The organism is Rhodococcus sp. P3_B8, from assembly GCF_056402775.1.
The window spans coordinates 1-5,201 of record NZ_JBFUGT010000398.1 but is presented as its reverse complement, the minus strand read 5'-3'; the positions used below and the strand labels follow the sequence as shown (position 1 = coordinate 5,201).

Below are 5,201 nucleotides of genomic sequence, written 5' to 3'. Positions count from 1 at the left end.
GCCACCGAGCACCCTGTTTGCGATACGAGCCGGCCGCCTCGGCCGCGCCCGTGATGAACTCACCCGCCGCCATCCCCGACCAGAACGTCTGAAAGATCTCCGGAACCATCCGATGAGAATATTTCGCCATGTGCAACACCCTTTGATCAGTGGTGTTGCGATCACCGCACGAACCCAAGGATCGGCGACCGGGATACGGGCGTGAGCCTTGATCTGGTGAACTACTGAAGTGACTGCACGTAGCCGTTTTGCCGATAGCGCGAGTTTGGTTTCGGCGTTGGCGATCTATGGCGTCCTCCTCGAAGTGCTCGCGTCGTTGGCGTGGAGGTGGATCGGGCCGCCGACCTTCGGGCCGCCGGGCCCGATACGTGCGATTGCCAAATTCTCGGCCGAGCGACCGTCCCCATCCTGGGTACCGACGTGGCCCGGGATGGCCGCCGCACTGATCGTGCTCGGTGCCGTTGTTCTCGGGGTTGTCGGGTACGGACTGACCGGTTCTCGATGGTCCTTGGTGCGTGATGGGCGTGGCAGCCGACGCCTGCTGATCACGCTCCTGATGGGGCTCGGATTCGGTGCAGGTGTTATTGCAGCGCTCACCATAGTGGCTGTGCCGTATGGCGTTGCGATCGAGCATGTCGGTGACCGACTGCCGACGCTGACGCGGATGACGCTGTCCGACACCGATCTGATGTGGTGGTTGATCGCACCAGCCGGTGCTCTCTTCGGCGCAGCCGTCGGGATGGTGATGACCACGTACGACTGGCGATTTCGGCGTGCGATGCCGGACAGGTGACCGGATCGGCGGAATCCGAGGCGACGCTGAGCGAACATCTGCCGGACAGCGGCCAGTTCGTGCTCGAACCGCGTGACCGGTTCGGCACCCACTGCTGCCAGGCACCAGCTGTAATGCAATTTCAGCGGGTCACTGTCGCACACCGCCACACCGGTGGCGTCCTCCAAAGTCAGCGCCTGTGTCCACCGCTGCGCATTGACCTGCGCCCAGTAGGTCGCCTGCTCCGCCAAATCGGACCCGTCCGGTTCCTGCCCTGTCGGGATGTATTCGGCGACGAACTGACCACCGGTTGCGCGGCACCACGTTGTTTTTCCGGCGGCACTGGGCCCTTCGACAGCGACAATCACCGGCACACCCTACCTATCCAGGGACCCTACGATCCGAATCGGCGGCGTTCCCTTGTGGTGTCTCATGCGACAGCTCCCTATAACGGCCATTTCCGAGACGCGGATCCGTGAGACAACCACGCCATGCCAAGGTCTGGGAGTATCGTCGCGGTGGAGACCCGGCACCTTCGCCGCCGGTGAGGGAAACCGGGCGACTCATATGATTCTCGATCGGCAGAATTAAGACCCAGACGCCCGATCGGCTAGTGCTGGGGCTGTGGTGAATCTGAGCGTGTCTCCCCAGTTTCCGATTTCCCAGCTCCCGTTGTAGCCCGAGAACCCGTGGTCCGTCTTGGTTGCTGTTTCGCTTTTCTGATCGGGATTATCTGCCGTACCCGTGATCTCTCCGATCTGGACCCCGAATTGGGTGATCGAGCCCCACTGCTGTATTTGACTCTGCATCTGCTGGATGTCGCGTCCGGCACTATTGCCAGAGTCGGGCTGGATTGCCGCCTTGTATGCACGCGCTGACGTTTTTATTCCGTTGAAATAGTCGAGGTAGCTTTGCTTAATGGGCCCGTTCAGTTGATCGCACATCTTTTCACACTGTGTGACTACGTTCTCAATGTCCAGGATTTCAAACACAACGTCCGCTACCGACATGACGACTGCGACAACAGCGATGAACTTGCCGACAGCATCCATGGCGCCAAAAGCAGTGGCGTCTACCTCCTCCACAGGAAGGCCGGCAGCTTCTGCTTGTTCCCTAATGGTGGCGTTCGCAATTTTCAATTTATAAAACATAATCGCTATGCACGCATTTTGGACCATGGATATCTCAGTCTCACCGGGGAAATTAAAACCCGCCAGAAAGTCCATGAATTTCTTGACGTCGGAATCAGTCTTTTGACTGAGATTCAGCGTATCCAAAGCATCGTAGACCGCGTTTATCTCGTCGCTGTTGTATAGACGCCGTGCGGACTCAGCGTACTGCTTGAAAGTCCCAACATCCAACGTCGTGTTTCTCTGCACCTGCGCTAAGAATTGCAGTAGAAGGCCGCGACATGTTCGCGTGTCGAGGCCCACCGGAGCCTTGCTCGCAATCAGATTGTTGTTTTGCTTGTATTTAGCGACATAATCAATCACCGGCGAGTTGATTTGAGCGGAGATGTCAGCGTCGACCGATGTCAGCTTATTGTTGAGATCGGTTGACTTCGATGAAATAACTTTTTCCTGAATTATCTCGGCAGCTTGGAGAGCGGCGAACGCTGCCATCCCAAGTCCGAAAGACCAGATTGCAGCTACCGCGGCTCCGTCGGCGGCAATCTGGGTAGCGTCCTTCGCAACGGTCAGGTCACGCACCTCGCACGACAAATCGTACAGCGTCGTGAATTCGGCGTTGACCGCCGTGTCTGAATCGAATTCTCCAAGATTTACAAAGAGAGCCTGCTCAGAAATAATGCCGTCGATGTTTTCATCTGATTCGGTCTCCCAGGTAGACATGTAGTTCAAGTAGGTGATGAGGTCCGTGCTGCCCATGGCAGGTTGCCTTTCGAATTGACTCTTCAACCGACGTACACGCCGGCCGTCGTGAAGCTGCGGTCTCGCTGACGTAGTGCGGTGGGGCCACGGATTCCGGCGGGTAGATGGGTGGAAATCTAGGAACCCCAATCGTCCGCTGCTGATCGGCGAAAGGTCAAGACCGGTTGGTCCTGTTTGACTGTAGGTCCGAGCGTATCGGCATGAATATTGCATAGTTATACACTGATTCGGATTGTCTCACATTGAGCAGTGCTGAGGCACCGCACCAGTGCTGAGGCGCTGCATCAGGGAGATAGGCGGCTCCCATCGAGTGTCAACTCACAGCACAGCCCGGGAAGGGCACCGTCGGACGGGCCGAGTGGGGCGATCCGAGATCACCGGCAGGGAGGTCCGATCCGCGGCACAGGCGAAAGGACTACACCCCCGACGTCCCAGCCACCGTGTCATGGCAGCAACCGACCAGCGACTGTAGCCACGTTTGTGGAACCATCGAGGATGCGGCTTCTCACATTCGCCCACTAGCACTCGACATGGGCGTCCGTGCCGGTGAGCAGGCGAATTACATCTACCTTGGAACAAACGCGGCGTGATTGGTATATTCCATGGTGAAGCCACCCCATCGAGGTGGGGCTGGAAGTGAGCCACAGGACAACTCGCCGGACGACGAGGCCTGTGGCTCGCGTCGTTTCCGGGTCAAATCTGGCGCAGGTCGACCGCACCTGAGAGTTTCGCCAGGTAGGTGGGATTTCCGACCCGTGATTGGACCACCGCGCCACACACGATGTCCGCGACCCAGAGCGCCGGCTCGACCATTCCGACGGCGTGGTTGGTTCACCCGCAGCGATGAGGTGATCACTCTCTGTGCTCGGAACTTCTGCAGGATGTCGACGTCGCTTGCGTCGAGGTTGCTGCGGGATTCAAGTGTGATGTGACTGCACGGCATCTCGGCCAGGTTGGGGAGCAGATACTCCAGGCACTTTCTGCGGTGGCGCCGGTCGGAGACCGCGGCTTCGGTGTGAATGACGACAAGACCTGCCAGAGGGAGCCCCGCGACTGCATCGACCAGATCGTGCCGGCGGTCGGCGCTGCTGCCGTGCCAATGGACCTTTTTCTCCGTCGTGAGACGAAGAGATTCCATCGTTTTGCGGACTTCCGGGACATCGTCCTCGTCGCACAACGCTGCCGCGATCAGGTACGTGTCGGGGTCGCGGTCGGGCTGCGATCCGCTCTCATCGCCCCAGGCAGTCAGCATGGGTGAAAAGTCTAGGGAGTCGCCGCGACACCGATCACCGGAGTCCCGGATCAGCGTGATCTCTGTGCCACCTGACCCTGTCTGTGGTGCGGTGTGTTGCGTTGACGCCGTCGCCTGTTCGTCCCGTTGCCGGTCTGCGCGGCGGGCGTCCCTGTGGCCAGCACCGTCTTGAGTTCGCGTACCCGCAGGCCCGACAACTCGTCGAACGCATGCGCCCGCACCCCGCCGGAGCGTAATGCGTCCACGGCTTCCGGGTCGTCGTCCACGAACGCCGACAACCACGACCCCACCGCCCGACAGTGACCTGCTTTGACCTCGACCGCCGGTCGGACATCACCACGAGAGCGGCACAACAGCGCGCGACTGGGTGGAAAACCGTTATGCCCGAGCCATATCCGGGTCTGCTCCGCGCAGGAAACGGGCCGGGTCGTGGAATAGACAACCACCAACCCCAGACCGGCCACCGCCTCCACCAGATCTCGGCCCGGTTCGATGACCGCCGCCTGCCCGACATGGTCGAAGAACCGCTGCCACGCCTGTCGGCGGCTCCCTTCCGAGTCTCCGGTCAGGAGGTGGGTGAATGCCGACAGGTCAGCCAGGCCGCCGTCGATGTCGAACATCACCACCCGCTCGCTACCGCTCACCTGCCCGACCCTAGCCACGTGGCCGGCCGAGGTCCCGGCRCCACGCCCACCGGCGCGGATTCTGGGGTAGCCCCCACCCCCGTGGTCACTAGAGAGCCGTAGAGAGCGCAACAACCGTGTTCAACGCACCACCAGCTCGCCACCCTCAGCAGCGAGGGGCGTTCATCGTATGCGGGTGGGCGCGCAAGGCTGGAAACCGCTGAGTGGGGCTGCCGACTGGGGTTCTTACGCCCCGGAGACCTCCTACACGAACCACTTCCCTCAGCTACTGCCTCGGGCACCCAATTCTGTCGCCGGTGATTGCGTCGACGCAACACCGAAGCAGGTGACCTGCACGGCGGCGGAGCTACGCGGAGGTTCCCCAGACATACGTCGGGCGACGCCCTTGATGAAGGGGCGCCGCCCGCGAGCACGAACATCTGGTTACCAAGCTGCATGGTTGCGCGGGGTCAAATGTGGCCTCGGCGTCAGAGAACCCCCGTCTGACGCAGGCCCACCGCGCTGAGCCCAGTTAGTGGGCCGTGCTTTTTGCGTCGGTGCCTACAACTCGTGCTGGGTGCCACGACCGAGAGGTGGAATCTTCTCTTCCGGTTCGACCTTGGTCTGCCGTGGATCCGTACCTCAGGTCTACCCCAGGTCTACCC

At 60.7% G+C, this 5,201-nt stretch carries 4 protein-coding genes and 1 pseudogene; 2 read left to right on the top strand and 3 right to left on the bottom strand.

Annotated features, from left to right (window positions below; genetic code table 11):
* Nucleotides 1-130 (bottom strand): annotated as a pseudogene (locus AC1D1G_RS41400) (IS30 family transposase); the annotation flags it as partial.
* A gap of 300 nt (nucleotides 131-430) precedes the next feature.
* On the opposite strand from AC1D1G_RS41400, the gene AC1D1G_RS41395 reads away from it, so the two are divergent.
* Nucleotides 431-793, top strand: a complete 363-nt coding sequence (locus AC1D1G_RS41395; protein WP_477956514.1) for a hypothetical protein — start codon at nucleotides 431-433, stop codon at nucleotides 791-793.
* A gap of 566 nt (nucleotides 794-1,359) precedes the next feature.
* On the opposite strand, the gene AC1D1G_RS41390 is transcribed toward AC1D1G_RS41395, so the two are convergent.
* Entirely contained in the window at nucleotides 1,360-2,658 is a 1,299-nt protein-coding gene (locus AC1D1G_RS41390) for a hypothetical protein (protein ID WP_477956513.1), read from the bottom strand.
* 931 nt (nucleotides 2,659-3,589) lie between these two features.
* Between AC1D1G_RS41390 and AC1D1G_RS41385 the strand changes: the two genes are divergently transcribed.
* On the top strand, nucleotides 3,590-3,919 hold the full coding sequence (locus AC1D1G_RS41385; RefSeq protein WP_477956512.1) for a hypothetical protein: 330 nt from the start codon (nucleotides 3,590-3,592) through the stop codon (nucleotides 3,917-3,919).
* Between the two features lie 44 nt (nucleotides 3,920-3,963).
* Here the strand turns inward: AC1D1G_RS41385 and AC1D1G_RS41380 are convergent, their stop codons facing one another.
* Nucleotides 3,964-4,557 (bottom strand): HAD family hydrolase, encoded by a 594-nt coding sequence (locus tag AC1D1G_RS41380; protein WP_477956511.1) that lies wholly within the window; start codon nucleotides 4,555-4,557, stop codon nucleotides 3,964-3,966.
* Nucleotides 4,558-5,201 lie beyond the last annotated feature (644 nt).

Bases quoted from the DNA above. Each gene is read 5' to 3' on its own strand.
- AC1D1G_RS41390 (WP_477956513.1), bottom strand. From the start codon at position 2,658: ATGGGCAGCACGGACCTCATCACCTACTTGAACTACATGTCTACCTGG.
- AC1D1G_RS41395 (WP_477956514.1), top strand. From the start codon at position 431: ATGGCCGCCGCACTGATCGTGCTCGGTGCCGTTGTTCTCGGGGTTGTC.